Here is a 25,145-nt window from a genome sequence, read left to right as displayed (position 1 = left end):
GTTAAGTAAATCTTTTAGTAAAATTTTTACGAAACGGTTTACTAATAAAAAAAATTTTAGGAGAGTAATCATGTTATTGACCGATTGGAAAGACCTCAGTGTTCTTGAAAGGAATAGATTGCCTTCCAGATCATATTTTGAATACAGTTTTGGAAGTAAGATTACTTCTTTGAACGGGACTTGGAAATTTCTATTTTTAGATTCACCAAAACGCATTGATCCGAACAGTTTCCTGAACAGCTATGACGATACCCGCTGGAATGATCTTAAAGTACCTTCTAGTTGGCAAATGGAAGGCTACGGTAAGATGCATTATACTGATCTTTTCTATCAGTTTCCCATCATGCCGCCAAACGTGCCTACCAGCAACCCGACAGGTCTTTATAGAAGCCGGTTTGATCTGCACGAGGATTTAACCGATAAACATGTCGTCTTAAGGTTTCACGGTGTTGACTCAAGTTTTCATCTATGCATTAACGATCAGTTTGTAGGATACAGCCAAGGCAGCAGAATGGCCAGTGAATTTGATCTAAGCGGACTGGTCAGAAGTGGTGAAAACTTGCTTGCAATGTCGGTTTATCAGTGGTGCGACGGAACCTATCTGGAAGATCAGGACATGTGGTGGTTAAGCGGAATTTTTAGGGATGTCGAATTAGTGATCACGCCAAAAATTTCAATCTGGGATCTCAAAGTAACCACTGAGTTCGACGAAAAGTATGAGAATGCTGAATTGAAGCTCCATTTGGAGCTTAGTGAAGTAAGTAAGAACACCAATATGAGAATAACATTGGATGATGCCCTGAAGAACCGTCTGTTTGACGAAAGCAGCAGACTTGATTCAGCGGAGTTTACACTTAGCAGGTGGCTGACATCACCTCGAAAGTGGTCGGCGGAAGTACCTTACTTATATGAGCTCACCATCGGAATCTATGAGGGCGAGCGACTTATAGAGCGAGTGAGTGAAAAAGTAGGATTCCGAGAAATAGAAATCAAGGCAGGTAGAATTCTGATCAATGGCAGACCGGTCCTGTTTAAAGGTGTCAATCGACATGACTTTCACTGCGAGACAGGACGAACCGTCAGTTATGAGGATATGAAAGACGACATTCTACTTATGAAGGCGCATAATATCAACGCCGTACGCACAGCACACTATCCCAATATGCCAAGCTTTTATCAACTTTGCGACGAGTACGGTCTGTATGTGATCGATGAGGCTGACTTGGAATGTCATGGATTTGAGTTGACGAGTTCCTACAAATGGATAACCGATGACATCACATGGCAAACCGCTTTTATCGACAGGGCGGTTCGATTGGTCGAAAGGGATAAGAACCGTCCTTGTGTCGTGATGTGGTCCATGGGCAATGAGTCGGATTTCGGATGCAATTTCATCGCCATGGCGCAAAAAATAAAATCATTGGATCCTACAAGGCTTTTGCACTACGAAGGTGATTTTTCCGCTCAAGTAACGGATGTCTATTCCACCATGTACTCCAATTTCGAACGTTTAGAAGAAATAGGACGGGACAGCGTCTTAACTAAACCCCATATCCTGTGTGAGTACGCACATGCAATGGGCAATGGCCCAGGCGGGCTAACAGAATATCAAAACATTTTTGAAAAATACGATCGGTTGCATGGAGGTTTTGTTTGGGAATGGATCGACCACGGGATCAAATCCGTCGACGAAAACGGTGTGACTTTCTATAAATATGGTGGCGATTACGGCGACGCTCCCCATAACGCAAACTTCAACCTTGACGGTCTGCTTTTTCCCAATCGAACACCTTCACCGTCATTGGGAGAACTGAAAAAAGTCTATGAGCCGTTAAAAATGAATTTCACCTCATCCGGTCCTGTCATGGTGAACATTCAAAACAACTACGATGTAATAACACTAGACCATGTCCTATTCAAATGGGAGCTCAAGGCGAATGGTTTGTCCATTGATTCAGGTGAATTTTTTTGCCTTTCACTACACCCTAAAGAAAATCGTGCGATTGAACTTCCGATTTTGAGGCCAGATCCTGTTCAGGCGAACGTAAGGTATTTTCTTTTAGTGGAAGCGATTGTGCATGAATCCGTACACGGCCTGCAAATCGGTCACCGGATCACCTTTGAGCAAACTGAGCTTCCTTGGTCGGTCAAGCAACTGGTCAAGCCTTCTTGCCACGGAGAAATAACCATTGTGGAAACACTGGATAGTCTGTCACTGACAGCAGACGGTAAGCTCATTAGCTTCGATAAGGTCACGGCTTTATTGACCGGTTACCGACTGGACACTTGCGAACTGATTGAAAAAGGTCCTGAGCTTAACTTTTGGCGAGCGCCTATCGACAACGACATGTACGTGATAAAGGATTGGAAGCAAAAGTACCACTTGGATTTGATGAAGAATTACCCGGAGGACTTTTCATGGCAAGAAAATGAGGACGGTGTTGAAGTGATCACCCGATTCATCTGCGGCGCGCCCAATCAGGAGTGGTATTACCGCGCCTCCATCACTTATCAGCTCTTTTTAGATGGCACGCTTTCCGTACGGATAACCGGAATAGCGCACGACCCTGACAGGAAGATGCGTGAAATGCTACCCAGAGTCGGTGTTCATCTAAACCTCCAGGCGGATTTTTCAAAGGTCGAATGGTTTGGCTTGGGGCCTGGTGAGACGTATTGCGACAGCAGGCGAAACGCAGTGATGGATCATTTTGAGTCCCCTCTTGATAAGATGATGACCGATTATCCTTACCCGCAAGAAAATGGAAACCGTTCCGAAGTGGACTGGACAAGCATAAAAAGCGGACACGTTGAGCTACTGCTTAGCTATCCTCAAGCGCTTAACTTCAGTATCCATCGCTATACAGCTGAAGACTTTGAACAAGCTAGACACTGCAACGAACTTAAAGAACAAGCCTTTGTACGACTGAACATCGACTATAAACAGAACGGACTAGGCAGCAACAGCTGTGGTCCTATGCCGCGACCCGAGCATCAGGTGAAGCTGTCAAACTTCGACTTCAGTTTCACCATAAAGGCCTTATCCATCTCAGAGGAGTAGCTTTATGACTGATTCAAAAGCGTTTGCCATCAACCCGGTCATTGACTTAGTGAACATCCCCTTTAGCCGGTTTGGAAGTTTTTTCGTCGTATCCAAATATGGGGACTTAGCGGAGAATCCGATTTATATCCGCGATGTCAGAAGAGGCGATCTCGACCCAGGCTGGTTGTTCCAGCTAGAGGTTTATGACGACAGGGATTCTATCGTCGAATGTGGCATCGGCGGAACCGAAACCGAGTTGATCCTCTTTTCTGGACAAGGAGCTGTTCACATCATTTTTCCAACAGAAAACACCATTAGAATTAAAACCGACGGTCTCTTTGTTAAGCTTAGTTATGTACTAAGTAGGTACGATACAATTTTTAGCCGTAATGATTCCACATGGGAGTTAACCAGCTATTCAAAAGAAATACGACTCGGCATACAAGCACTAGAGGGCAATGTTGAACTTGACGCACCATGGGAATCCATCGGTAACAGGCATATAAGCATATCTCTTAAAGACCGCTGTGACCTGGTCCTAGAAAGTTTCAAAGTCGTCAGCAAACACGAACCGGGCGCGGTGGAGGACTTTGACAAAACAAGGGAACGACTGACAAACGAGTACTGCATCTGGTCTTCCCTGCACCATCTGCCAAATGAGCGCTACAGAAAAAGCGTGGCTTTGGCATCCTACATAACCTGGATGAATTTCGTTCAACCGGAAGGTCTGCTAAAAAGGTATGCCATGTACATGTCCAAGAACTGGATGACGAATATCTGGAGTTGGGACAATTGTTTCGGCGCGATCTTCTTGGCTAAAAAGGAACCTGAACTTTCATTTGATCAGTTCATGTTTTTTACAGACCATCAGCATATCAGTGGCATGTATCCCGATTTTGTCAATGACGTATATGCTTCTTACAGCAGTGCAAAACCACCAATTTACGCTTGGGCTTATCAATACATGATGCGAAGGAATCCACTTTTTTGTGAAGCCGATAAATTGATGGCGGTATACGATACTCTCAGCAGATTCACAGAATTTTGGTTGAATCATCGTTCAACAGAGCGAGGAATGCCCTTTTATGCCCACGGGAACGAGTCTGGATGGGATAACGGCACTTTATATAGTCAGGGAGTACCGGTTGTCACCCCAGACCTTTGTGCTTTGCTGGTGCATCAGATGGACTTTTTAGCTACTCTAGCCAACACGTTAAACAAAACACAAGAAAGCAAGGATTGGAAGCAAAGAGCAGATGAACTCTTTAGGAAGATGATGGCGGAGCTATGGCATGATGATCGTTTCGTAGCAAAGTTGGCTACGACTTCGAAAATAATAACCGGTGGAGACTCCCTTCAAGCGCTTATGCCGCTGATCATCGGCGAAAGACTCCCCATACAGGTAAAAGAACGCTTGCTGGACGACCTTACCGATTCAAGCCGATTTTACAGTGAGTTCGGCCTTGCCACAGAAGCCATGAACAGTCCCTTGTATCAGGATAACGGCTATTGGCGAGGCCCCATATGGGCACCGACCATGCTGATGTACATCGATATGCTTCATCATCTTGGTGAAACAAAAAACGCATATGCGCTGGCAGAGCGCTTTGTAAATACGATCGATCAAAACGGCATGGCTGAGAACTTTGATCCAAAGACAGGAAAAGGACAGGTTGATCCCTGCTTTGCATGGACCTCATCTGTATTTTTAACACTTCTGGATGACTATCCGAGTGAAAACGAGCGATAGCGACGATACTGTTTGACGCCTTTTCATCAAGATGCTACGATTAAGAAAACAAGATTAAGGGTGATGATGTGGCTACAATAAAAGATATAGCAGAACTTGCCGGCGTTTCTCCAGCAACCGTTTCGAGGGTGCTAAATGGCGACAAGGAGATAAGCGTACGCGAAGAAACACGTAAAAAGATATACGAGGCAGCCGAAGAGTTAGAATACATACCTCTTAAGGAAAAGTATTCAAAAAGATCAAAAGAACTCATCAAGTACAAAGTGCTTATTGTGAGTTCCTTTACCGATAAGACCGAGTTTGAGGATCCGTATTATCTGTCTATCCGATTCGGTATAAACCAGGAAGTGAAAGAACAAGAACTGGAAATTGAAAAGGTATACAAGGTGAACGGAAGTTATAGCATTCTTGGCACCGCATTTGATGGTGTGATAGGTATTGGTTCGTTTAATCAAGATGAGCAAGCCCTGCTGAAGCGCTATAGTGAATCCATTCTATTTTTGGATTCATCGCCAGATCAAGACGCTTATGATTCAGTTGTTGTAGACTTGGACCGAGTGATTGTCCGTATGGTCGATTACCTGCACGAAAAAGGACATCGCCGTATCGGATACCTCGGTGGTAGAGAAGCGTTTGAAAGTGCTGAGATCGATCAAAGGGAGGAAACGTTCATCCGCTACATGAACAAGTTTGGAGCACTTGATCCAAAACACATCCATATTGGGAGCTTCTCCATCGATTCAGGATACGAGCTTGTTAAGAAGCACATAGAAAAAGACAAAACGCCTGACGCGTATATCATCGCAAATGATTCAATGGCGATCGGAGCCTTGCGCGCTTTTAGCGAGAAGGGCATTCATGTTCCAAATGATGTTTCAATCATCAGTATAAACGATATTCCGACAGCTAAATTCACAATGCCGCCGTTGACAACCGTCAAGATTCACTCCGAAGACATGGGAAGTCTAGCCGTCCGTATGTTGATTGACCGCTTGTCCAACAAAAGAAGAGTTGCTGTGAAATCGAGCGTTGCAGTCGAACTAATTGAACGAGAAAGTGTGGTAGTAAAAAAATGATACATCAAATTGCTACAATAATCATGGCGTCGGGAGCAGAAATAAAGATTGAACTTTACCCAGAAGCTGCACCAAATACTGCTACAAGCTTCATGTACCTTGCCTCCACCGGCGCATATAAGAATAGGACCATCAAACGAGTTGTACCTGGATTTGTCTTACAACCAAGTTATACATCCTTTGATAAGGACCCGTCCTGCGATTTTCTCATTGACAACGAGAGCAGAGTCAATGGCTACGACAATAATCTGACCTTGTCCAAGTACGCTGTCGCTATGGGCGGCGACGGAGAATCGCTTGCTTCAGGAAGCTGCTTTTACATTGTCGTTGGAGATGCTATGGAAAAACTCGACGGCAAGTATCCTGGGTTTGGCAGGGTAATCAGCGGTTTTGAAGAAATTGAAAGAATCATGCAAGTAGATACGACACCTGTAACTGTCGATGTTCCCGGTGTAGTCGTCAACGAACCGACAAGACCCGAGATCATAAAAGACATCACGCTGGAGACTTTTGGCTTACCTATCGGTGAACCGGTAAAAACCGAAGGTATACTTGCTTATGAGAGAAAATAAAATTAGATACTGTTAAAGTCCGATACTCGTACTTGTATCACATTCCAAGTAATCCAACAAGCCTTTCATAAATGCCGCTTGGATTCTTAAGCATATCAAAGAACTCATCTCGTTCAAGCTTGTCGTAAAGAAGTCCCCATATGTCAGCGCCAAGATAATAAGAGATGGGATTTCTCAAGTAAAACTCATGGATGATTCCATCAATTTCAACATCTCTGAAGTGGTACTCCTTATCAAACAAGTCTTCTAATGAGCCTGCGGCCGAATACATCCCCTGGCTTATTTCTTTTAGATGAGCTAGGAACTTAGCAATGATCGCGTCGTAGTTCTCCATATAATACTCATATGAATCTGTAACGCAAGTGTGTTCGCAACACCTCATTTTAGATGTGAGATGCCCTTCAAAATTATTACAGAACTTAACAGCTAAACCTTCACCCGAAAAGAAATGAATGAAGCTATCGACCGCCCGGTATCTGGAATAGTCAATCTTAAACTGTTCCTTGTAGCCTTTATGATGCAGTTCATGCGCGAGAATATGAATAAAACCTTGCTTTGTCTTTTGGGTGAAGGTCTTAACAAAATCAAAAAAATTAATGTCGCCCTGATTGAACGCTCCTGTTACTCCAACACCTATAGCTACAATAATCTGAGTGTTTTCCGTATGAAGGGCAAAAGCAATCCCTCATTCGCCAACTCCACTGCCAGTTTTAAGTCTTCCTCATTGAACTTCTCTAAAAGATGCAGACTTTCTTTTAAGCATTCATTCTTTTCAAAAGCAAGAATAAAATCCTCTCTTCTCTTAGTCAACGCCTTGGATGTTCCAGGAGAAGGTGAGTAATTGTAGATTGAATGAAACATTTTTATGAAGTCGTTCGGTGAAAAGGCGATTCCCGCCGGATGATTTTCAAAAAAATCAAATTGAATCCTGTAATCCTCATGATTCAGCAACTTTTCTAGCTCAAGAGTCATGTATTGTCCATTAAGACTACACTCCATGATATCTAGCATTCTTTTTACCGTACTATTTCTTAATCTCATTTATACCTCTTCACCGACAATCCGATTTCCATTCACTTACAAGTTGTCATGCTGTCCCGATGTTGCTTTCCCGATTCTAAAGCGTGATACAACCTCTCTCTTAACTTATCTAAAGTATGGATTTCTTCTGGATTTCCTAGATTGTACTTTATCATATTTGCTCCAAAATCATGTATCAGTAGACCTTTCAAGCAGCAATCCACCAGTTGATCAATGCTTTTTAATATCGAGTCCCATAAACAGATTGTCAACAAACACACCATTGATTTTCATGTCCTTTTTCAGCAGGCCCTCAACTTTGAATCCCATCTTTCTATAGAGAGTGATCGCTTTATAATTGTCATCTCTCACTTTCAGATTGATTTTCTCACAATACCTGGAAGCCTCTGCCCACTTGATCATTTCTTGTATGAGGCTTTTACCAACACCCTTGCCCCAACATTCATTTTTTACCGTAATTCCGAACTCTCCATAGTGCTTGGTTCTATTCCTTTTGCCACCACTGTAATGTATTTGACCGATGATTTGATCGTCTTTCTCGGCGATAAACATGACTTCATTATCACTCGAAATAAGCCCTTCAATGAACTTTTCTTCCTCTTCAAGCGTCATATTAAACTCGCCTTCACCAAACGTTAAATTATCACTTTCGGTGGCAACTTGTTGAACATAGTTCAGTATGTTTTGAGCATCGTCAACTTTGACTGATCGAATGATGTAATCCATAAAAAACCTCCTATAGATTGTGACTGAGAGCTAGGCTCCCAAATAAACTATTCATTATCTCTGAAATCTTTTATCACTTCTACAACGCATATTCTCCCATCAATAATGGTCTCAAAAACAGGGTCCTCGTTCTTCCCATTATCAAGTACCTTCCAATAATGAAAAGCGCGTTTTCTAGCTTCTTCTTCTGAAGCACATTCATACCAGCAGTTATGCGCATCGCCAGTAAAACAGTTCCCTTCGTTCTCAAGGGCGACAATTTGAAACGTTTCTCGACCGATCTCGATAAAATGCTTCGCCCATTTTTCAGCTTCTTCCAAACTTGCAGAAACATAAAGACAAGCCATTCTAGATGGAAACTCACTAAAATCTTCTTTCCTTACCTTTTCAAGCATAAGCTCTCGACTTGCCACATTACTCCAATGCCCTAGGTTCTCAAGCACCATTTTATCAAATGCTGGCAGGTCTGCTTCTACTTCCGGCTGATTCTCTTTTAATTCAAGTACTCGTTTGACTCTATTGGCTACGCCATTTGGATGAGCCTGATCAAAGACGATTACTTGGTTTAACTCCATCGGTCTTTCCGTGACAACATGATAATATCTCGTATTCATCACTTCACCTTTTCTTCTTATTGATCTTGCTTACCTTTATGTTCATCATAGTTGCCTTTATTAACTTTACCAAGCTTACTCCTCCATGCTAAACACAGCTAAAAATCACCACTGGTGTGTTCTTTAAAAAAATCCTTAAAAAAGACCTTTACAATATCTTTAGCTTCACTTTGCGAATCGCCCGATGCGAATATTCCCCTCTGATTGAATAGATAAATTTCGCTGTAGTCTTTTGTAAGCGCAACAATTCCAAAATCGATATACCGCTCCTCTTCAAAGGGACCGGTTTCATACCTACCAAGAAATTTGCCGCTGATGATCGACTCAAATTCATAAACTTGGCTTCTGATTTTGTCCGATTTAGGCGTGCTTTCAGTGATAGGTCCTTCAATGCCCAATGGAATAGTTAAGCATTCCTTAGCTGGAATGATTTCATCATTCCATATGAACTTCAATAGCAGATAATCTTCTCTGAGCAAACTCCTATAGTAAAAACCATTCACCTGTAGATTTACCGTTTCCTCTTCATTAAGATTCTGTAGAACATACATCTTATCAATTGGACTTTCAAAGTAATGATATGAACCGGCAAGTCCAATGGCAAGGAGTGTTACAAAGATTAGTATCCCCTTCTTCATCATGATTTTCTCCTATAGTACCGAGAAACTCGGCTAAAATCTTCATCTTCACTCTCGGTAACAATAGGCCCCATGATAAACTCTTTACTCTCCCCATCATTGATTCCTAAAAACGATTTGTGATAAACCCAATTTTCGAATCGTTGCATTTTCATCGGATCGTATCCACAGATTGTATGCTCCCCTTCATAACAAATGCTCGTATTACCCATGAATCGCTGGTCTCTTTCCATAGTTTTATCATTCAGAATTACATGTTCATCATCATAAAGGGCATACTCATATCTCTTGAATCCTGGCCATAACTCATTGAAGTCAATTAGGTTAAGTCGCTTATCAATTTCATCAGGTAGATTGGTCACTCCGAACTCCTTTTTATTTAAATCGAGTTTTTCAATAACTCTAAGTGGTCAAGCGGTGCCCATGCCCTTGTTTTAGAATCCTGTTCTTTGTAACACCAGATCCACCCATTCATTTCCTTAAGCGATACCAGTCTTTCACCAAGTTCCAAATCAAACTCTACGGCAGTGTAATCTTCTATAATGACTGCATTATCCTCTGTCCCTTCAACGATTTGATGCGGAATCCAGCCCTTGTTGTCTTTCGTTTGGCACATGACCCATCCTGACCAACTGCTGTCTTTGTCGGATTCCTGAATGCATTCCACTACTTGTCCTTTAACTAAAATGATCGGGTTCGGGTAATCACTTTTTCGATTTTTTATTACTTTGTAGACTTTCATTAGAGAATCACTCTCCTTTTTTGTAAACTTTTGCAAGCACTTCAACACAGTCGTGTTACTCTGTGATAACAAACTAGACATGCATCAACTTGCTAATCAGTTTAAACGCGACACTTTCAGGGGGAACAAACTTGATTGCATCATTTAATTTTACCCATTTGATGTCGTCCACTTCCTTAGAGCGATTGAACGGCAGTTTATTTACATCGCATTGAAAAGCACTCATTACCAGTTCCTTCTTATCAACCGGGTAACTGCCTAAATACGTAGAAAAGTTTACCACCTGTCCTGTTTCTTCTAGAACTTCTCTAGCTACCGCTTCTTCAAAATTCTCACCGCCGCTTAAATAGCCTGCAACCACTACCCAGTGCTCTGCTGAAACTTTGGACTGCTTGATCAACACCACTTCGTCAAATTCATTCATGACAAGTGCTATCACACAAGGTCTCACCCTATCAAAATAGAACTTATCACACTTGGAGCAATGAGGTTTTAATCCTTCATCACCTACCACCTTCAAACTTAGTTTACGCCCACAAACCGGGCAATAATTATATTTCATGGTTGTTCCTCTTCGATTGACCAACTAACAAGTAGAAAATCCTGTACCCGTATTTACGATTTGAAAAATTTCGTCCCTGTAGCTATTTCCATTCTACCAAATCAAACCAAACGAAAGCTCCATTTAAGATAAACGTAATAATCTGAATTGGCATCTGTTGTTTCAATTTTGAGTCGGATTCAGTTCCTGGCTCTTTCTCAGTGTATCAAAAACAACCACTAAAAAACCTCCTCACGTTTCTGTGAAGAGGTTTTAGCTATTTGCAATTCATATCAAACTGTCGGCGATGCTGTCTTATAGAGATACAGCTACACAAGTGTCACACGAAGCAAATCCTCAATGGGTATGTTAGTACCGTCTACCAGTTGAACTTCTCTTTGGTAGACATCGATCTTCTTGACTGTTCCCGGCTTTACTAGGTACTTTCCACCCTCCTTTAGCGCATCGGTCTGAAAGTAGGTGATTTCAACCTCAACCGCATTCGGCAGCCGTTCATCGATTTCTCTTAAGCGATCATTTATTATGGTTTTTTCCATCTCGTCCAGATCCCTTTTTTCATCGGTAAGCCGTGCGGCTTCCTTGATGGCGGACTCATGACCGACCACGGCAGCAAAGGGCGCGAACTGGGCCGCTCTGTCCGCTACAGGCATTTGCGGCCGTTTAGGGGATACATGACGTGGCAGATCGATTATGTCCTCATATTTTTTTAATTCGTCGTTTATCTTCTTGTTCATCGCTTACCACCTTCTTGTGCATATATTCCCCTTACGCCTTATGACCGCCAATCTGCTTGTTTCTTTCTTTTGTGTTGGCATCCTCTTGCAAATTCATACCTTTTAAGACTGCATTCTTGCCAAACTTCTTTTTAAGGTCCAGTATGGCATGTTGCAAATTCTTTTCTTTTTTTAAGGCTTCTTCTTCTGCTTCTTCCTTGGCTATCTTAGCCTCGTAGTCCGTAAAGATATCCAGCTGCTCATAGGTAGCTTCATTCTGGGCTTTCTTTTCATCCTTGATACGGCCCGCGACGATGTTGACCCTGCGAACATATAGGTTAGGGTCTACTATCTCATCAAACAAGCCCATGACAGCATCCATAATCAATTTTGTCGAAGAGGTCATTTTTTTAAGGTTTACGGTACCATGGGCATGTTTCGGCACTTGTCGTCCATAGTAATCTGTTTTCACTTCTCCATGAAAAGCGTCTCTTAGCTCTGCAGTTGCCAGATTTGAAATATCATACCCTACGGTTAGGACCATCTGATCCGTCACCAATCCTTTCTCCACCAGATCAAGCACCAGTAGATCCGTCATTTCTTGAACGATGATCCTGGCACTCTCATAAGGGTAAGGATTGTGCAGGACTTGACCAGCCCCCGTACTCTTCGATGAGGGTTTATAGGATCTGACATCCTCAATGGTACAAGGTTCATAGCCCCAAGCATGGTCGATGAGCAGCTGCGCATTCACACCAAACAATTTGTACAGCAGATCCTCATTGTCTAAAGAACACCTTGCGATGTCACCCATCGTAAAGAGGCTGTTGTCATGCAGTTTCTTCTGGTATCCTCTGCCCACACGCCAAAAATCGGTAAGAGGCTTATGGGTCCAAAGGAGTTCACGGTAACTTCTCTCATCGATTTCAGCAATCCTTACACCGTCACGATCCGCAGGGATATGTTTTGCCACAATATCCATCGCCACTTTGCATAAGTAGAGATTTGTACCAATGCCAGCAGTTGCTGTAACACCGACCGTATCAAGCACATCCTTGATTAGTCTCTTTGCAAATTCGCGAGGACTCAACTGAGTAGAAGTCAGGTAATGCGTTACATCGATAAAGACCTCATCGATCGAATACACATGGATATCCTCAGGAGCGACATGCTTTAAATATACGTTGTATATACGCGTGCTATAGTCCATGTAAAATGCCATTCTCGGAGGCGCGGCGATGTAATCGATGGCTAGGTCGGCTGACTTCTCCAGTTCATCCGAAAAATAGGATGATCCATTAAACTGCCAGTTGGGCGCATAGCGTCTTCTTTTCGCATTCGCTTCCTTGACCTTTTGAACCACTTCAAAGAGTCTGGCCCTACCCGAAATTCCAAAGCGCTTAAGCGATGGTGAAACCGCCAGGCAAATAGTCTTTTCAGACCTGCTGGCATCTGCGACCACCAAATTCGTCGTCAAGGGATCTAACCCTCTTTCTATGCATTCAACAGAGGCATAAAACGACTTAAGATCGATTGCCACATATATGCGATTGTTCTCATTCATCGTTGTCACCTACTTGGTTGATTTATCTTCCAGCATTCAAGTTCCAGAGTTCTTGATCTCCATTATAAGTCTATTATATCACTGAAAAATCATCAGATAAGACTCTAAGTACCTTTTAAATGACTTTGGATTTTCTCAGCTAATCAGGCGACAGGCACTAACTTCAGATAAAGCGGGTAGCTCGGTACTCAGGCACATAAATAAAGAGGGTGGCATTTTCCGCACCCCCTTATATTTTGTCTGATGAGTTGCTATTCCATTTAGGTTTTCAATAGCACTTCACACGAAATGGATGATTATCGGTGATAGCAAGTGGCTACTTCAACCTTCAATTTGCAAGGAAATCATTCGATCTCTTTCTTATTCACTAAATCCAAATTGTAACGTAAAGCTCCTTCATCTCTGAATATTGCACACCTTGTCATCTTGATTGCTAGAATGACACAGTTTTCATCCTGTTCATTGTTTGCATGGTCGTACCAATTACTAAATGCCTTGCGAAGTTTAGTCCTTAACTCAGCAATTTCCGGATCTAAAACCCATCCAAGGTTTTCGCCAATACCGCTTCCGGAAATCCCCTCTTTACAGACTACAAATCCAACTTCTTTGCTCTTCGCTATTTGAATCATCTTATTGGATTTTCCCCACGTGGTAACATAAAACACACCATCTTCATAATATGCATCTACTTCTCGTACAAAAGGCTGAGGATTTCCATCAACTGTTGGATCCACAGCGATCGTTGCAAGAGCAATCACATTATCTTTTGAGTTACCGCAACTTTCTTCAAGCAATCGTAATCCTTCACTATACCTATCCATCTTCATTTCCTCCTAGTAAAATGATTACATTTCAATAATTTACTTTTCTACATTATACCGAACATACGTTCTTGTGTCAAGTTAAAATGACTTAGGGAATGTAGACATCTCATAGGAATCAAATCCGGAGCTATCGCACCTGCATAAAACATTCCTTCACCATTTTATAGCCTTCATTCATCATGATTTTGCTAACAATCTCTACAAAAAAAATACCACGATAAAGTGATATTTAAGATTAATGTAAAGTTAGACGATTATTCAACTATTTAGTCGTCAACTTCATTTCATCAACAGTGATTTTAGGATGTGCGTAACGTCCCTTTTTCTTGGTTTTATCCCCAAAATCTATCGCTTTGACTGGACAATAATTGATGCAGCCCAAACACTGCGCACAATCCCCATGCCACTTTGGTTTACCTTCAACCATACTGATCGTCTTAGTTGGACATATCTCACTACAAATCCCACAAGATGTGCAATCTTCACTCACTCTGAAAGATGTCGTTGTTCTAGCAAAACGATTAAACAGCGGATTGACGGCTGCAGTCCTTAAAAAAGCCAACTTCCCTTTTCGAAGATGTCTGACTCCCCGAGTAGAGCTTTCTAAAAGCTTTGCCAATTCAGCGATCTCAAGCTCTGATGATGCCAGCAACCGCTTCTCTGTTTTTTCATCGTAAACATCGCCCATGATCATATAGTTGTTGGGCATAACGATTGTATAAGCAACATCGACGGCAAGCTTTTTCTTACTTAAAATCTTTTCAACAGCCCTCATGCCGTCACCTATGTCTTCACCGCAAGTAATCACCACGTAGACATAAGGTTTGCTTTCCCATTCACACACGGCTGTTTCCAGCCACTTGAGCACTATCTCCGGTGCACCCCAAGAATAAATTGGAAACACTATGCCCAACTTTTCACTACTTCCAATGAGGTAGGTGCGCTCATTTTTCGAATCCATCGATTCAACTGCAATCGACTTAAGCTCATCAGAAAGGTGATGAGCAAGTTGTTTGGCTACATATAAAGAATTTCCTGTTCCAGAAAAATAAGCAATCATAGTTACGCCTCCATATGCATACTGTCATTATGATCTTCTCATATAAAACCCCCTATGTTCGGCAGTTTTACACTTTAACTATATCATAAAATGCTTTGAACTTTCTATTTGCAGAGGGACTTAACATACTAATAATTCCGCTCTTAATCTTATCAGTGATTAATCACCTCTTTACTCCTAACCGATTTTTTTTCTGCTCTCTTTTTATGATTATAATAGATTGGACAACTAGCAACACTACTGAAACCAATGTAAACTTAATATGGAGTGCCCATTCCTGATCTGTGTAGTTTCTGGGAATCGCGTTGGTTACCTTTTAGGTACTGATTTCAACGATTTGATTTGCGTGTCTCTTTTTCAACAGCTTTCGGAATTGACATTCATGTTTCTTCATGTTAAAATCCAAATCATGAACAATCGTTAATTCCCGTTAATGAGGAGGATTTATGTTTATTGAAGAACGACACCAGGAAATCCTTAAAATAATTGAGGATCAAGGAAGAATTTCTCTAAGCATCATTCAAAGCAAATTCAACATTTCGGTAGATTCAGCAAGAAGAGATTTACGTATTCTAGAAAGTAAAGGCCTACTTAAACGCACGCATGGTGGGGCTATTCCTGCCATTCCTAGAGGCTACTCTATCCCCGAGTCTGTTACTCACCGAGATATCACAAATATAAAACCTAATTACATGGCAATTGCACTTAAAGCGGTAAGCCTGATTAAGGAACATGATGTGGTACATATCACTGGTGGGTCCGTAGGCTATTTCATGGTACAGAACCTACCCAGGAATTTTGAGTTTACCGTAGTTGTGAACTCAATAATCTTAGCGGATGTACTTAGATTATATACGAATGTTACCACCATAATGATCGGAGGCATCCTCAATTCAAAAGGTCATTGTAAAGAACAGCTTGCTATCGATATGATCAAACACCTTCGATTCGACAAAGCGTTTATTACAAGTGCGGCTGTATCCACAACTTTTGGTGCATCCATTCAATCCCCTTCATCAGTTGGGTTAATAAGAGCATTCATGGATGCTGCGAAATCAAACATCGGATTGTATCCAAATGAAAAAATAGAATTGGATTCAATTCTGCATATCTATCCTATCGAAAGATTCAATACGATAATCACAGACTGGGATGTAACTGAGGAAAACATCGAAAAACTAAAGGAAACTGATATTGAACTAATTATTGTTGAAGAAGACAAAGGAGCAAGATGTGATTAGACAAGAAAAGACCGTCTCTGGATATAAGGAAACTGAAACACTGATGATTGACGGAGGCAAACCGCTATCAGGACGAGTGGCTCCAGATGGCGCTAAGAACTCCAGCTTATATGCGCTGATTGCTGCTACTTTTATCAACGAAGGTTGGATGACCATAGAAAATGTTCCATTAATAACAGATATCAAAATGACACTAGGCATTTTGGATGAACTGGGTATGCAATATAAGGTTCAAGGGACAACCGTAAAAGTATATGGAAAAATCACTAATACAATCATATCCGATAAGTATGCATCGAAGATTCGATCGTCAACGACTTTTCTTGGAGCCCTTCTGTCACAGTTCCCAGAGGTGATACTGCCTCTACCAGGTGGCGATAAAATTGGTGATCGGCCAATCGACATTCATATTTCAGTGATGGAAGCATACGGAGCAAGTATTTCAATTGAAGGAGGATTTATCAAAGCCTCACTTGACACAAGTCAGCTGACCGGAAAAGACATTCACCTGCGTTACCCCAGCGTCGGCGCGACAATCAATGCGATTTTCATGGCGATAACCGCACAAGGTCAAAGTACAATAACTAATGCCGCAAGAGAACCCGAAATCGTAGACCTCATTTCATTGCTTGGGAAAATGGGAGCAGTTATTCATGGTGGAGGCACTAATCGTATCGTCATAAATGGCGTAAGGAAACTTACATCCACCACTCACGATATCATGCCAGATAGATTGGAAACAGGCGCCTTAATGATGTGCTTTGCGATGACTGGCGGAAAAGGAAGCGTGTATGGAAGTATCCCTGAACACAATGAACCCCTCATCCATTTACTAAGATCAATCGGTATTCAAGTGGACATTGAAGGCGATACCATTCATATAGACGCACATCAGCCAAGCAAGTCATTCCATATTGAAACACAACCATATCCTGGTTTAGCTACTGATTTACAGGCAATCTGTACCTCTTTAGCACTCAAATGTCCTGGCACTTCAACTATAAAAGATACCGTTTTTGAAGAGCGCTTCGGGCATATTGAGGAACTGAGAAGAATGGGAGCGCGAATTGAAAGAAATGGAAACAAGATATTCATTCATAATGGTGATCATATTACCGGGTCACGCGTCGAGGGTGGCGATATCAGAAGTGTTGTCTCACTCATACTTGTCGCATTATCAATCAAGGATAAAAGCTACATAGGAGGAATCGAGCATCTATTACGTGGTCATGTCAATTTTGTGAACAAGATCATACAGCTTGAAGCAGACGCAGAATTCATCTAAGCAAACATACCAACGACCTCGATGACTGCCATCGAGGTCGTTGAGCGTCTGTGAGGAAATATCTCATTAAAAGCATAAAACGACACATCAGCAGTATTTTTTCTAGTGTGTCGCTCGGGATTTTTATTAACGAGAAGAAGCTGAAAAAAATGCATAACAAAGGGCTATCAAAGGGAACAATGTGGATCTTCTTATATGCCAGAGGCGTTAAATTAACCTTACTTCCCATGATAATTTCATTCTTTGACTTTAAATACTGACAATTACTACCCTTGTCTTCTCTGTCCTTTATCACTCCTAATCTATCAGTTACTTTCAGAAGATTACACGAGGAAGAAATCATCAGAACTATTAAATCTCAGGTCGTAAGCAAAGTCCAATTTCCACCACAAGATCCATAGCAAGGCGCAGTGCACAACCGTATTTCTCTTTTATCGATGTAATATCAGTCCCCAAATACTTGGTATAAAACTAGCCTTCTACTCTATCCTATCCGAAACCAGCAGAAACATAATAAGCAGTTAAAACCGCTCTAATTTTATCTTGATAAATCAGCACAGATAGCTCTTTCCAACAAGAAACACCCCTGCGTGTTTGAGTAGCAAGGGTGACTTCTTAGTGGCTATTGTGCTGTTTTCCGATGGTAGTAGGTATAGACTGATCGCATTGCAACTTATGATGCACTCACTGAAAGTTCAATAACTTCGTCAAATAGAGCTTGATTGCACATTGTCTTATGAGAAACGACAATGCATAATTTATCTGTCAGTGCCGATATCGCTTCTTCTACAAGCTCTGAACTTTCAATATCCAATGCTGAATTCGCTTCATCAAAGATCAAAATATCAGCATCAAAATAAAGGGCTCTTGCGATAGCGATTTTTTGCCTTTGTCCACCGGAGAGGTTTTCGCCATTATTCAAAATGTAGAAGTCCTCTTTCTCTTCAAATGTTTCCAACAACTCGTCTAGTCCGCATGTTCTACACGCTTCCATGAATCTACTTCTGTTTGCATCTGCAAAGAGTGTTACATTATCGTAGATGGTACCTTCAAACAGATAGGTATTTTGTGAAACAACCGCAATATCCGGTGTTGATTCTAATAATTGCTCTTTATGATTGAAATAGCCTATCCATCCATGTGAAGGTTTCAAATGACCGGCAATCAAATTTAGGAATGTGCTCTTCCCTGATCCATTTTCACCTTTAAGTAAGTATTTCTTTCCATATTCAAGAATCAGGTTAATATTATCAAGCACCTTTAATTCTCTATTGTTTTCAAAACTAAAAGACATGTTTTTCAGTTCAATGGAGTGTATTTTTTCATTATTGAGACCGGTCTTGAACATGACACGCTTCGCATTAAATAAATCTGTCATCTTATCAAGTATCGGTACCGATGCCTTAAGCTGATTGGATGCTTGCGATAAGCTCACAAGCGGTTCAGAAATATACATGATCAGTTGAGTCGCCGCAAGTAACGCACCTATGGTCAAAACGTCATTTAGCACAAGCATGCCGCCAATTAAGAATGTTGTCAAAATAAGTAAAACCGTAGTCATCATCAATAGGGTATTGACTTTAGCAATTAGGGTTTTGAATCTATAATTGCTCTCTTCAAGCTGTTTATGGCTCTTCTCCATTCGCTTAAGAAATAAACCCGAAAGCTTGAACTGGATAATCGTCAGATACCCTTGAAAATGCTCTTTCAAATTCTTTGAATGATTAGCCATTGCATCCATTTGATTTTTTCTGTTATAGCTGATCTTAGGTCCAATGAGTAGAGGAATGAGTAACATGATCACTCCAATAGCCACCAAACCGAGTAAAAAAAGTGGACTCAATCTAACCAACTGGATTACAGCAAAGACAAACATGATTGCTTTCGCTGCTAGTTCAAGTATTGCATGATAAAAGTCATCTTCAAGTAATCGCATGTCGTTTAACATCATGGATATGTAGTCTGCGGGATCGTTTTTCATATAAGTTTCATATGGCTGACTCATCACAGCATGATATAGCCTGTTCCTACATGCTATCATGTTCTTTTTAACAAATATATTCTGTGCCTTTATCAGAAGGTAGAAGCTTAATCCTTGCATGGCCACGATTAGAAACGCATATCCTATAGACCAATAGAATCCTACCCTATCAGATTGGTTAATGGTCTCTGTAATCCTTTGAATCGCCAATGGAAACTGAACCGCAAAATATGCGGTACACAAACTTAGTATGATTGCAGCGCCTATCCATCGTGGTGCCTTGATTATTTTGCTAAGCTTAAGGATATCTACTGATTTTTTCATATCAGATTATTTTGCAGTTTTGGTTTAGATAGCAATTTACCAACGACATATTGAACGATGGAAAGAAAAGTGATAATCATCAACATACTCAGAATTGGCGACTGATCTAACGATATCTGCACTCCACCATTTGAAAGATGCTCACTGTTTTGAATAAGCGTTTCAATTCCACCTATCCTTTTTATCATTTGACTTACCGAAAGAATGAATGCGCTATATAAAGCTGCATTGATTACAACAGTCATTCTTTGTACTTTTAAGCTTGGTTTCATTAAGAATGCACCTATCCAATAGACCAGCATACACACTATCTGAGGGCAGATCATCCATGTCAAATAGGATACAGCATTCATTCCACTAAAAGACAGTAGTAAATAAGTACCACTGAAACCATAAACAACTGTGAACATAAGGTAAATCAACTTCTTTCTCATAAAATGCCTCCTTATAGACTTAAACTAGTAATGTTGTTTAAAAAATGAAACATGATCGGTAAATGCAATCTATTTGTTTTAATCGCAATCCAACCTAATAGCAGCCCACCTGGAAATCTCCATAACAGATTATCTATCAGTGGCTCGTTCATGTGCGTTACAAATCCGAAGACGATTCCGCTGACAAGTACAATCACAACGCTGTTGAGTTTCATCTTCCTTAAGTGGGTGATCAGAACTCCTCTTATCCAAACTTCCTCATTGATGGCGACTGCAAGCGTTTGTAAAACCAGTATTAGAAATGCCGTACCTGTTTGAATTCGATTCGATAACATGATACACAATCCGATTATAAAAACCAATATGATCCATTCGTAGACTTTGAGATCAAACGAAACTCCGATCTCCTTCCATGTTGTACCATCGTGAATTTTCAGAATCATATACGGAACAATACTCATCGATACCGTCGTGGATACCCAAATAATGAGTGTATCGAGATTCGTTAGATTCAAGGACGCAGTCATCGTTGCCAGCCCCAGTCCTGTAATCAACACCAGCAGAACCGGTGCAAATGCTATCACGCACGCAATAAGTATCTTGTCCTCATCCATGCTGTATTTATTCAAACTATCCATCACAAATCCTTTCTGCTAAATGTCATGTATCCAACTGAATAAAAAATGATCGACAATACACCTATGCATATCAGGTAATTGATAAGAGTTAACCATTCCAGACCGTTTCCGTCTGATAGCATTGAGATATAATAACCTGGTACAAAATATTTAACACCTGGAATTTGCTGAAGATACATGGTAATCGCTATTGTAATAAATCCTACTACACTCGCAACCATAGGTTTTAAAAACGTACTCAGCATGCTAGCAAACTGAACAAGCAATAGGTAAAAGCATATGATTGCGATAATATTCGACAATACAAAAGGTAAATCCTTGGCAACATATAAAACCTTTGTCGCTAAATCGACTCGATGTACTAAAAATAGATAGTAGAGCAAAAGACACGTTAGTCCGAATATCAAATTTATTGCAACAACAGCTATCGACATCGCAATATTCTTACCAGTGTAAATCATTCCTCTCTTTTTTACGCGAGGTATGCTTAACATGATACTCTTATCTTCAATTTCTGATCCCAGTGTCTTCACTCCGGCAAGTAGGGTGATAAAAAAGAAGATAAACACTCCATAATTGAACTGAAACATATTCATAACAAATCGTAGCGCATATGACTTGTCTGATGCCTTATACTCAATGAAGCTTGCGTTAAAGAACGCACCTAAGGCATATAGCATTGGAATGCCAATCATAGCAAGCATCAGCCAAACATCCTTTCGTTTAAATAGCTTCATCAGTTCGGACCGAATAATCAAGCTAATCGACATGTTCCACCTCCTCTTCAAAATACCTATCCAAACTTTCCTCCACATTTTCAATGGACTCAACTTTCAAATCATGACCTATCATCAAGCCCAGCAGTTCATTAAGCTTGTCACTTGATTCACTGATTGAAATCGTGTTGCCCGATGTGGATATTTGGCAGGTTTCTTCCACTAGTTTTGCGATTTCATCACTCATATTGGACACCTGAAACCGATAGTGCCGATTATTGTAATATGCTCCATCGTACATTTTTTTCCCATGATCGATCACTACTATCCGGTCGCTAATCTCGAGCACATCCTTGATGTTATGACTTGAAAACAAGATTCCAACACCGTCATCTTTCGCCTTTCTAGTAATCAGTTCTTTTACAAGCTTTCTGCCAGGAGGATCCAATCCTACAAAGGGTTCGTCCAGCATTAGCAAATCATGCTTTCCAAGCAGGGTTTGTGCCAGTCCTAGTCGTTGTTTCATACCAAAAGAGAAACTCCCGACATAGCTCTTCTTATGCTGCTGCAGACCAACAACTTTCAATACCTCTTCAATTCTATGATCAATGACGCTCTTATCAATCTCACCTGATAAAATCATCAGACTTTTCAAATTCTCATATGTGTTCAAATGATCGAAGAAACTCGCTTCAATCAGAACCCCTATGCTGTTGAATGGATGAAAATCAGCTACTGCCTTTCCGTTCATTTCTATGGAACCGGAATCAATTGACAAGCAACCGCATATCCCCTTCATAATCGTTGTTTTGCCTGCACCATTTCTACCAAGCAATCCAACTATCTCACCGCTTTTTACCGAAAATGACAAATTGTCTATCGCTGTTTTTGAACCAAACTTCTTAGTAACTTTATTTACCTGTAAAAGTGTCATCCCATACCCCTTAAACTTTTTGGGGAATCTTTCGATTCCCCAATTTGTCAATTTGAATAATTGCTTACCAATCTTTGCCATAGCTGATACATACGATAACACCAACACTCACACAACCTGGTTTAGTCATTTTCTTTGCTTTAAATAACATCGTTTTTCTCCTTTTTCACAATAATCGCCCGCTTAATTCTACCAATCTTTACCGTAGCTGATACATACGATGACACCGACACTTACACAACCTGGCTTAGTCATTTTTTTTGCCTTGAATAGCATAACAATCCCCTTTCTTATTTTTTTATATCAATAACCATAATTCAATAAATATGATTACTAATTAGCATTACAAGTCCTAATTCATTCCGATTTGCTCTTTTAAGTGGGTCATCAGTTCACTAAAATGCGCTTTAAAAAGAGGGCAATATGCATCTTTTCGATTCAGCTCTTTATGATAATAATAACTTCGACCTCTACAACCACCAGCGCATAGGTACTTGAACTCACACGCACTGCAATCATCGATGCTGTCTATGTGTATCTTATCCATATCAAATGCTTCTACGGCCTTTTGAACCGTTGTAGCAGTTATATTTCCTAAACTTAGATTGTCATCATGCATCATATGGCATGGATAAATGCTCCCATCTGCACCTATGCTGATGACATCTGAACAAACACCACATTTACCTTTACAACCAAAACTCATCGCCTCGATTGGTGTATCGAGCATCCCAGCTTCATAATCCAAGGTCTTTATGTTCTCATTGATACTTAAAAAATCTTCCTGACTGAATAAGTAATCTTGAAACTTCTCGTCGTCTGGAGAGACTGACAAGATGCTATAACTGAGATAAAGGCCTTTGCCCTTCGCAAATTGCTGATAATCTTTCATGTGTTTTATGTTCTTGCTATGAAGGGTTGCAATCAAACTAACAGGCACATGTGATTTTAAAAAGTCTATCGTCTCAATCACAGCAGGCATTATTCCCTCATCTCGTATGAACCATGATGTAGCATCAAACCCGTCAATCGATACTGCGATTTCATCAAGGTAAGTGATCGCCTCCTTATATGCTTTAGAGGGCAATGTTCCATTTGTAATTACGCTTACATGTTCAAAGCCAAGTTCTTCTTTGGCCATCTTGCAAATTTCCCAGAAGTCAGTTCTTAAAAAAGGCTCTCCACCAGAAAAAATGATTCTTTTTACGCCGCATTCTTTAAGTTGATTAAGTGTGAGCCTAACTTGGTTGATAGGCATTTGTACTTTGTTGTTTCGATCCTCTACTAATGAATAGCAACCTAGGCAGTGCAAGTTACATTTGTCTGTGACATGTACATAGGCGCTTTTTATCCCTTCTCTTCTAACATCATCAAAGAAGCCACATTCAGTAAATTCATTCAACAGTTCATTTTCCGTTTCAGTCATTGCAGACCTAGCTTGGAAATCAACTTCACCTTCTAGCATTTTTTCTGTAAACTGCTTTCCATCTTCATCAAGACCAATTACAGTACCAGTATGCAGGTCACCAACCATATCGATTCCTTCAACATTAAACACTCGTATTTGATCATGAAACTTCAATCGCTTCATCTCTTGCTCCTTTCGCAACTCTTTGTTGTACTTAGTATAGTCAAAAAAAAGAAAGATGGGCCGAAGTCATCCTAAACCATCATTTTGATATCATTTTCGTGAAAGTTCGCGTCGATTTGTATTTTAAGAATCTTTTTTGCGATTCTCATCTACAAAATCGCAAAAAAAAAGCCCTCATGGGCTCTATTTTGTACTTACTTCACATTGGTCAATCCTAATATTCATCTGGTAGACGTGTCATAAATCCCTATAACTAGATGTATTGATATGTTACGGCGTTTATCCAACCTCAAAGGTTTAGGTGGTTATCCAAATTTATTTACATTGAATTATATCTACGTTTACTATTTGTAGATAGAGAACCACCCTTTCGTTTGATAAGAAAATAAGTGATAATTGAATAACTAATCAACTCTTCTTACGATGTAATACATACTATTCATTTCTAAAGCTAACTCTGAATCAGAATTCTTAATGGTCCATACATAATTGAGTTCCTTGATTACCAATGCACGAAATGATTTTTTTTGTCTTTTTTTCGGTGTGAAATAACACAATAGACCAAAGCAACGTTAAAGCAATACTCCCTCTCAATAAATCAACACTAATAGGGAATCCATTTTTAAAGAATAGCCTTGAAATTGAAATGCACATAAGAATTACCGATGTCCCCATCAACCATTTTTACATTTTTTTTAGCATAGTCTCTACAGTCGCATTATTGTGATTAATGGCGTCATGAGATGTTGTCTTTAATTCTTTCTTAGATTTTGATACCGACTCATTTAGGCTCTTTTGATCTAACATTGGGCTTCTCCATCTACAGGCAATTGAATACGCTACCTGTTTCATTCTACTAAATTAAGATTGCTGAAAGTGCAATTTAAGGTAATTGTAATAGAGTAGGAGGGGAAATTAAATAATTTCCCCGACCTCTCACACCACCGTACGTACCGTCCGGTATACGGCGGTTCCTAAGTTTACGCCTTTACAGTTTTCAAGTAATCTGAGAAGAATAAATAACCTGCTTTTCTAAGCAGATTATCTGTAATAGAACAATTGAGAATTTGGCTACCGGC

Annotated in this window: 24 protein-coding genes; 6 read left to right on the top strand and 18 right to left on the bottom strand. The window is 40.5% G+C overall.

The features are described from left to right. Positions 1 to 70: 70 nt before the first annotated feature. From DWB64_RS17830 to DWB64_RS17815, 4 genes are all read left to right on the top strand, one after another. Complete coding sequence (locus tag DWB64_RS17830; RefSeq protein WP_164980484.1) at positions 71 to 3,058, top strand: glycoside hydrolase family 2 TIM barrel-domain containing protein; 2,988 nt, start codon at positions 71 to 73, stop codon at positions 3,056 to 3,058. 4 nt (positions 3,059 to 3,062) lie between these two features. Next, positions 3,063 to 4,790, top strand: coding sequence for an amylo-alpha-1,6-glucosidase (locus DWB64_RS17825; RefSeq protein WP_129489576.1), 1,728 nt, complete (start codon positions 3,063 to 3,065; stop codon positions 4,788 to 4,790). A 68-nt stretch (positions 4,791 to 4,858) separates the two neighbouring features. Next, entirely contained in the window at positions 4,859 to 5,866 is a 1,008-nt protein-coding gene (locus DWB64_RS17820; protein WP_129489575.1) for a LacI family DNA-binding transcriptional regulator, read from the top strand. Then, positions 5,863 to 6,438: a peptidylprolyl isomerase gene (locus DWB64_RS17815; RefSeq protein WP_129489574.1), complete on the top strand. Its 576-nt coding sequence runs from the start codon at positions 5,863 to 5,865 to the stop codon at positions 6,436 to 6,438. The genes DWB64_RS17820 and DWB64_RS17815 overlap by 4 nt, the downstream gene beginning before the upstream one ends. 37 nt (positions 6,439 to 6,475) lie before the next feature. Here the strand turns inward: DWB64_RS17815 and DWB64_RS19510 are convergent, their stop codons facing one another. The 12 genes from DWB64_RS19510 to DWB64_RS17755 all read right to left on the bottom strand — a co-directional run bounded on the left by DWB64_RS19510 (position 6,476) and on the right by DWB64_RS17755 (position 14,922). Beyond that, positions 6,476 to 7,036 (bottom strand): DUF5700 domain-containing putative Zn-dependent protease, encoded by a 561-nt coding sequence (locus tag DWB64_RS19510; RefSeq protein ID WP_243119004.1) that lies wholly within the window; start codon positions 7,034 to 7,036, stop codon positions 6,476 to 6,478. A 41-nt stretch (positions 7,037 to 7,077) separates the two neighbouring features. Further along, positions 7,078 to 7,479, bottom strand: a complete 402-nt coding sequence (locus DWB64_RS17805) for a hypothetical protein (protein WP_129489572.1) — start codon at positions 7,477 to 7,479, stop codon at positions 7,078 to 7,080. A 210-nt stretch (positions 7,480 to 7,689) separates the two neighbouring features. Next, positions 7,690 to 8,205 carry a GNAT family N-acetyltransferase gene (locus DWB64_RS17800; RefSeq protein WP_129489571.1) on the bottom strand — a complete coding sequence of 172 codons (516 nt, stop codon included), beginning with the start codon at positions 8,203 to 8,205 and terminating at the stop codon, positions 7,690 to 7,692. A 47-nt stretch (positions 8,206 to 8,252) separates the two neighbouring features. After that, complete coding sequence (locus DWB64_RS17795; RefSeq protein ID WP_129489570.1) at positions 8,253 to 8,819, bottom strand: DUF2441 domain-containing protein; 567 nt, start codon at positions 8,817 to 8,819, stop codon at positions 8,253 to 8,255. Positions 8,820 to 8,917: 98 nt separating this feature from the next. After that, positions 8,918 to 9,460 carry a hypothetical protein gene (locus tag DWB64_RS17790; RefSeq protein WP_129489569.1) on the bottom strand — a complete coding sequence of 181 codons (543 nt, stop codon included), beginning with the start codon at positions 9,458 to 9,460 and terminating at the stop codon, positions 8,918 to 8,920. After that, entirely contained in the window at positions 9,457 to 9,819 is a 363-nt protein-coding gene (locus DWB64_RS17785; RefSeq protein ID WP_129489568.1) for a hypothetical protein, read from the bottom strand. Before DWB64_RS17785 ends, DWB64_RS17790 begins: the two co-directional genes overlap by 4 nt. A gap of 17 nt (positions 9,820 to 9,836) precedes the next feature. Further along, the gene (locus tag DWB64_RS17780) at positions 9,837 to 10,199 is read right to left on the bottom strand and encodes an SH3 domain-containing protein (RefSeq protein ID WP_129489567.1); all 363 of its coding nucleotides are present in this window, start codon (positions 10,197 to 10,199) and stop codon (positions 9,837 to 9,839) included. A 73-nt stretch (positions 10,200 to 10,272) separates the two neighbouring features. Next, positions 10,273 to 10,761 (bottom strand): NUDIX domain-containing protein, encoded by a 489-nt coding sequence (locus DWB64_RS17775; RefSeq protein ID WP_129489566.1) that lies wholly within the window; start codon positions 10,759 to 10,761, stop codon positions 10,273 to 10,275. 308 nt (positions 10,762 to 11,069) lie between these two features. Further along, a complete protein-coding gene (locus tag DWB64_RS17770; protein WP_129489565.1) occupies positions 11,070 to 11,495 on the bottom strand; it encodes a hypothetical protein in 426 nt (141 codons plus the stop codon). A 31-nt stretch (positions 11,496 to 11,526) separates the two neighbouring features. Beyond that, positions 11,527 to 13,038 (bottom strand): DNA methylase, encoded by a 1,512-nt coding sequence (locus DWB64_RS17765; RefSeq protein ID WP_129489564.1) that lies wholly within the window; start codon positions 13,036 to 13,038, stop codon positions 11,527 to 11,529. A 344-nt stretch (positions 13,039 to 13,382) separates the two neighbouring features. Further along, on the bottom strand, positions 13,383 to 13,859 hold the full coding sequence (locus tag DWB64_RS17760) for a pyridoxamine 5'-phosphate oxidase family protein (RefSeq protein WP_129489563.1): 477 nt from the start codon (positions 13,857 to 13,859) through the stop codon (positions 13,383 to 13,385). 265 nt (positions 13,860 to 14,124) lie between these two features. Next, the gene (locus DWB64_RS17755; RefSeq protein ID WP_129489562.1) at positions 14,125 to 14,922 is read right to left on the bottom strand and encodes an EFR1 family ferrodoxin; all 798 of its coding nucleotides are present in this window, start codon (positions 14,920 to 14,922) and stop codon (positions 14,125 to 14,127) included. Positions 14,923 to 15,368: 446 nt separating this feature from the next. Between DWB64_RS17755 and DWB64_RS17750 the strand changes: the two genes are divergently transcribed. Together DWB64_RS17750 and murA are read left to right on the top strand one after the other, a co-directional pair. Then, positions 15,369 to 16,163 (top strand): DeoR/GlpR family DNA-binding transcription regulator, encoded by a 795-nt coding sequence (locus tag DWB64_RS17750; RefSeq protein ID WP_129489561.1) that lies wholly within the window; start codon positions 15,369 to 15,371, stop codon positions 16,161 to 16,163. Beyond that, positions 16,156 to 17,448 carry a UDP-N-acetylglucosamine 1-carboxyvinyltransferase gene (gene murA, locus DWB64_RS17745; protein ID WP_129489560.1) on the top strand — a complete coding sequence of 431 codons (1,293 nt, stop codon included), beginning with the start codon at positions 16,156 to 16,158 and terminating at the stop codon, positions 17,446 to 17,448. The genes DWB64_RS17750 and murA overlap by 8 nt, the downstream gene beginning before the upstream one ends. 673 nt (positions 17,449 to 18,121) lie before the next feature. On the opposite strand, the gene DWB64_RS17740 is transcribed toward murA, so the two are convergent. The 6 genes from DWB64_RS17740 to DWB64_RS17715 form a co-directional block, all read right to left on the bottom strand. Beyond that, positions 18,122 to 19,753, bottom strand: a complete 1,632-nt coding sequence (locus DWB64_RS17740; protein ID WP_129489559.1) for an ABC transporter ATP-binding protein — start codon at positions 19,751 to 19,753, stop codon at positions 18,122 to 18,124. Next, on the bottom strand, positions 19,750 to 20,187 hold the full coding sequence (locus tag DWB64_RS17735; RefSeq protein ID WP_129489558.1) for a hypothetical protein: 438 nt from the start codon (positions 20,185 to 20,187) through the stop codon (positions 19,750 to 19,752). The genes DWB64_RS17740 and DWB64_RS17735 overlap by 4 nt, the downstream gene beginning before the upstream one ends. A gap of 11 nt (positions 20,188 to 20,198) precedes the next feature. Then, on the bottom strand, positions 20,199 to 20,825 hold the full coding sequence (locus DWB64_RS17730) for a CPBP family intramembrane glutamic endopeptidase (RefSeq protein WP_129489557.1): 627 nt from the start codon (positions 20,823 to 20,825) through the stop codon (positions 20,199 to 20,201). Then, complete coding sequence (locus tag DWB64_RS17725; RefSeq protein WP_129489556.1) at positions 20,825 to 21,595, bottom strand: hypothetical protein; 771 nt, start codon at positions 21,593 to 21,595, stop codon at positions 20,825 to 20,827. Before DWB64_RS17725 ends, DWB64_RS17730 begins: the two co-directional genes overlap by 1 nt. Further along, positions 21,585 to 22,475, bottom strand: a complete 891-nt coding sequence (locus tag DWB64_RS17720) for an ABC transporter ATP-binding protein (RefSeq protein ID WP_164980483.1) — start codon at positions 22,473 to 22,475, stop codon at positions 21,585 to 21,587. The genes DWB64_RS17725 and DWB64_RS17720 overlap by 11 nt, the downstream gene beginning before the upstream one ends. A gap of 352 nt (positions 22,476 to 22,827) precedes the next feature. Further along, positions 22,828 to 24,066, bottom strand: a complete 1,239-nt coding sequence (locus DWB64_RS17715) for a radical SAM/SPASM domain-containing protein (RefSeq protein WP_129489554.1) — start codon at positions 24,064 to 24,066, stop codon at positions 22,828 to 22,830. Positions 24,067 to 25,145: the final 1,079 nt, after the last annotated feature.

The organism is Fusibacter sp. A1, assembly GCF_004125825.1.
GTDB lineage: Bacteria > Bacillota > Clostridia > Peptostreptococcales > Acidaminobacteraceae > QQWI01.
The sequence above is the reverse complement of the archived record's forward strand: the minus strand, read 5'-3'. Positions and strand labels throughout refer to the sequence as shown.

Coding starts and splice junctions, on each gene's coding strand:
- DWB64_RS17815 (WP_129489574.1), top strand. CDS start 5,863: ATGATACATCAAATTGCTACAATAATCATGGCGTCGGGAGCAGAAATA.
- DWB64_RS17755 (WP_129489562.1), bottom strand. CDS start 14,922: ATGATTGCTTATTTTTCTGGAACAGGAAATTCTTTATATGTAGCCAAA.
- DWB64_RS17765 (WP_129489564.1), bottom strand. CDS start 13,038: ATGAATGAGAACAATCGCATATATGTGGCAATCGATCTTAAGTCGTTT.
- DWB64_RS17780 (WP_129489567.1), bottom strand. CDS start 10,199: ATGAAAGTCTACAAAGTAATAAAAAATCGAAAAAGTGATTACCCGAAC.
- DWB64_RS17730 (WP_129489557.1), bottom strand. CDS start 20,825: ATGGATAGTTTGAATAAATACAGCATGGATGAGGACAAGATACTTATT.
- DWB64_RS17790 (WP_129489569.1), bottom strand. CDS start 9,460: ATGATGAAGAAGGGGATACTAATCTTTGTAACACTCCTTGCCATTGGA.
- DWB64_RS17770 (WP_129489565.1), bottom strand. CDS start 11,495: ATGAACAAGAAGATAAACGACGAATTAAAAAAATATGAGGACATAATC.
- DWB64_RS17760 (WP_129489563.1), bottom strand. CDS start 13,859: ATGGATAGGTATAGTGAAGGATTACGATTGCTTGAAGAAAGTTGCGGT.
- DWB64_RS17825 (WP_129489576.1), top strand. CDS start 3,063: ATGACTGATTCAAAAGCGTTTGCCATCAACCCGGTCATTGACTTAGTG.
- DWB64_RS17775 (WP_129489566.1), bottom strand. CDS start 10,761: ATGAAATATAATTATTGCCCGGTTTGTGGGCGTAAACTAAGTTTGAAG.
- DWB64_RS17750 (WP_129489561.1), top strand. CDS start 15,369: ATGTTTATTGAAGAACGACACCAGGAAATCCTTAAAATAATTGAGGAT.
- DWB64_RS17740 (WP_129489559.1), bottom strand. CDS start 19,753: ATGAAAAAATCAGTAGATATCCTTAAGCTTAGCAAAATAATCAAGGCA.
- DWB64_RS17725 (WP_129489556.1), bottom strand. CDS start 21,595: ATGTCGATTAGCTTGATTATTCGGTCCGAACTGATGAAGCTATTTAAA.
- DWB64_RS17715 (WP_129489554.1), bottom strand. CDS start 24,066: ATGAAGCGATTGAAGTTTCATGATCAAATACGAGTGTTTAATGTTGAA.
- DWB64_RS17735 (WP_129489558.1), bottom strand. CDS start 20,187: ATGAGAAAGAAGTTGATTTACCTTATGTTCACAGTTGTTTATGGTTTC.
- DWB64_RS17800 (WP_129489571.1), bottom strand. CDS start 8,205: ATGGATTACATCATTCGATCAGTCAAAGTTGACGATGCTCAAAACATA.
- DWB64_RS17830 (WP_164980484.1), top strand. CDS start 71: ATGTTATTGACCGATTGGAAAGACCTCAGTGTTCTTGAAAGGAATAGA.
- DWB64_RS17805 (WP_129489572.1), bottom strand. CDS start 7,479: ATGAGATTAAGAAATAGTACGGTAAAAAGAATGCTAGATATCATGGAG.
- DWB64_RS17795 (WP_129489570.1), bottom strand. CDS start 8,819: ATGAATACGAGATATTATCATGTTGTCACGGAAAGACCGATGGAGTTA.
- DWB64_RS17720 (WP_164980483.1), bottom strand. CDS start 22,475: ATGACACTTTTACAGGTAAATAAAGTTACTAAGAAGTTTGGTTCAAAA.